Origin of the sequence: Streptomyces sp. M-16, from assembly GCF_052114405.1 — a bacterium.
In the GTDB taxonomy this organism is placed as follows: Bacteria; Actinomycetota; Actinomycetes; order Streptomycetales; family Streptomycetaceae; genus Streptomyces.
In genome coordinates this window covers 1-3,486 of record NZ_JBFRER010000256.1, presented here as the reverse complement: position 1 = coordinate 3,486, position 3,486 = coordinate 1, and the positions used below count along the sequence as shown (strand labels likewise).

The 3,486-nt window shown below is 76.1% G+C and carries 1 protein-coding gene; it reads right to left on the bottom strand.

Annotated features, from left to right (window positions below):
• Positions 1 to 3,486 (bottom strand): type I polyketide synthase (locus AB4039_RS41795; protein WP_442273259.1); only part of this gene is annotated, 3,486 nt, incomplete at both ends.

The window sequence follows — 3,486 nt, the reverse complement described above, 5'->3', positions numbered from 1 at the left end:
TTCCACCTGGTCGCGCAGGCCCGCCGCCGACCTGGCGGACACCACCACGGGGACCACCGGCAGCTCCCGGGAGCCCGCCTCCGCGGCGGGCTCCGTCACCGGGGCCTGCTCCAGGATCACGTGCGCGTTCGTCCCGCTCACCCCGAAGGCCGAGACGCCGGCCCGGCGCGGACGGTCGTCGCGCTCCGGCCAGTCCCGCGCCTGCGTGAGCAGCTCGACGGCGCCCGTCTCCCAGTCGACCTGTGAGGACGGGGCGTCCACGTGCAGGGTCCTGGGGAGCTTCCCGTGCCGCAGGGCCATCACCATCTTGATGACACCGCCCACACCGGCCGCGGCCTGCGGGTGTCCGATGTTCGACTTCAGCGACCCGAGCCACAGCGGCTGTCCGGCCGGACGCTGACCGTACGTGGCCAGCAGCGCCTGCGCCTCGATCGGGTCACCCAGCCGCGTGCCCGTCCCGTGCGCCTCGACCACGTCCACGTCGGCCGTGCCCAGGCGGGCGTTGGCCAGCGCCTGTGTGATGACGCGTTCCTGCGAGGGGCCGTTGGGGGCGGTGAGGCCGTTGCTGGCACCGTCCTGGTTGACCGCGTCGCCCCGGATGACGGCGAGCACCGGGTGCCCGTTGCGCACGGCGTCGGAGAGCCGCTCGACGAGGACCATGCCCGCGCCCTCGCCCCAGCTGGTGCCGTCTGCGGCGTCGGCGAAGGCCTTGCTGCGGCCGTCGGCGGCGAGGCCGCGCTGGCGCGAGAACTCCACGAACAGACCGGGTGCGGCCATGACGGTGACGCCGCCCGCGAGGGCGAGGTCGCAGGTGCCGGACCGCAGGGCCTGCGCGGCGAGGTGCAGCGCCACCAGCGACGAGGAACAGGCCGTGTCGACCGACACCGAGGGCCCCTCCAGACCGAGGGCGTAGGAGATGCGGCCGGAGACGACACTCGCGGACTTGCCGGTGAGGAGGTGTCCCTCGTGCTCCTCGGACGCCTCGTGCAGGCGGGAGGCGTACTCCTGGTGCGTGAGGCCCGCGTAGACGCCGGTACGGGTACCGCGCAGCGACTGCGGATCGATGCCGGCCCGTTCGAGGGCTTCCCAGGAGGTCTCCAGCAGCAGCCGCTGCTGGGGGTCCATGACGAGGGCCTCGCGGGGCGAGATCCCGAAGAAGTCTGCGTCGAACCCGGCGGCCCCGTGCAGGAATCCGCCTTCGCGGACGTACGTCGTCCCGCGGCGGCCGGCCTCGGGGTCCGGCTCGTAGATCTCGTCGAGGTTCCAGCCGCGGTCCACGGGGGCGGCGCCGATCACGTCGCGTTCCGCCATGACGAGGTCCCACAGCGCCTCGGGGCTGTCGGCGTCGCCGGGGAACCGGCAGGCCATGCCGACGATGACGACGGGGTCGTCGTGGTCGGGGCCCGCGGCACCGGCCGGAGCGGCCGCGGGGGACGGGGCCACGGCCGGGTCGCCCAGGAACCTGCCGCGCAGGTACGCGGCGAGCGCGGCCGGGCTGGGCCGGTCGAACACCACGGTGGCGGGGAGCGTCAGCCCGGTGACCCGGCCCAGCCGGTTGCGCAGTTCGAGCGCGGTGAGCGAGTCGAACCCGGCGTCCTTGAACGCCCGGTCGGGGCGGATCGCGTCGATGCCGGTGTGGCGCAGGACGGCCGCGGCCTCGGTACGGACCAGTTCGGTGAGCGTCCGGGTCCGTTCGGTTTCCGTCAGTGCCGTGAGCCGCGCGGCCAGTCCGTCGGCGGGTGTGCCGGCGGGCGCGTCGCCCCGGCCCGTGACGGCGGATCCGCCCGCCCGCCGCCCCTCGGCTTCGAGGGCCTGCCGGGCTTCGGGGACGGTGTCGAAGAGGGGGCCGGGGCGGGCGGCCGCCCGGCGGGGCGCGAAGTCCGCCCATGCGACGTCCACGACGGTGACGCAGACGTCGGCGTGGTCCAGCGCCCGGTGCAGGGCCTCCACTCCGTCCTGCGGGTCGATGGCCCTGATGCCACCGCGCGTCAGGTTCGCCTCGCCGGTTCCCTCGGCCATGCCTCCGCCGCCCCACAGGCCCCAGGCCACGGAGGTCGCGGGCAGGCCGTCGGCGCGGCGCCGTTCGGCGAGTACGTCGAGCGAGGCGTTGGCGGCGGCGTAGGCGGCCTGGCCGCCGTTGCCCCAGGTACCGGTGACGGAGGAGAACAGGACGAAGGCGTCCAGCTCCAGACCGCGGGAGCGGGTGAGTTCGTCCAGGTGACGTGCCGCATCGGCCTTGGGGGCGGCGATCTCGGCGAACCGGCCGGCGTCAAGCGTGGCGATCACGCCGTCGTTGAGGACGCCGGCGGTGTGGAAGACGGCCGTCGGGGGGTGGGCGTCGAGGAGGGCGGCGAGCGCGCTCCGGTCGGATACGTCGCAGGCGGCGAGGGTCACCTCGGCGCCGAGGGCACGCAGTTCGGCGGCCAGGTCCTCGGCACCGGGGGCCCCGGGGCCCCGGCGGCTGGTCAGGACGAGATGCCCGGCGCCCTCCGCGGCGAGCCAGCGCGCGACGTGCGCGCCGAGCGCGCCGGTCCCCCCGGTCACCAGGACCGTGCCGCGGGCACGCCAGCGGGTGCCTTCGGCCGTCCCGGCGGGCAGGACGGCGCGGCTGACTCGGCGCCCGTAGGAGCCGGAGGCGCGGACGGCGATCTGGTCCTCGGCGCCGGGGCGCCCGCCCTGGGCCAGGGCGGCGGCGACGCGGTCGAAGGCACGTGCGTCGGGCTCGGCGGGCAGGTCGACGACGCCGCCCCACAGCGCGGGCAGTTCGAGGGCCGCCACCCGGGCGAAGGCCCACACCTGGGCTCCGATGTCGGTCGGCAGCTCCCGGGGCGCGGCGGCGACGGCTTCGCGGGTCAGTGCCCAGACCCGGGTGACGGCCGGGCTCCACTCGGCGTCCCCGGCGGCCTGGACGAGGCTCAGCGTCGCGCGCAGGGCATCGGGACCCGGCACGAGGGAGAGCAGGGAGAGGATCCCGGCCGGGGCGGTGTGCCCGGCCAGGGCGGCGGCCAGTCCGGCGCGGGTGGCGCCGGCGGCGTCGACGGCGACCCGTTCGACGCGGGCGCCGTGCCGTACGAGGGCCGCCTCCGCCCCGTCGGCGAGCCCGGCCGCCGGGGCATCGTCCGACGGGACCAGCAGCAGCCAGGTCCCGTCAAGGCGTACGGGCGCACCACCGCCGCGCAGGCTCTGCCAGCCGGTCCGGTACCGCAGGGTGTCCACGCCCGGCGCTTCGACCGGACGGGCCGGGGAGGGGGCTGCGGGCAGCAGCCAGTGGTGGGTGCGCTGGAAGGCGTAGGTGGGCAGGTCGACGCGGCGGGCGCCGGTGCCCTCGAAGAGCTGAGCCCAGTCGATGTCGGTGCCGCGCACGAAGAGCTCGGCGACGGAGGTCAGGAAGCGTTGCAGGCCGCCTTCGTCACGGCGGAGCGAGCCGGTGGTGACCACCTCGGCACCGACCGCCTCCGCCGTCTCCTGGATCCCCATGGTGAGGAC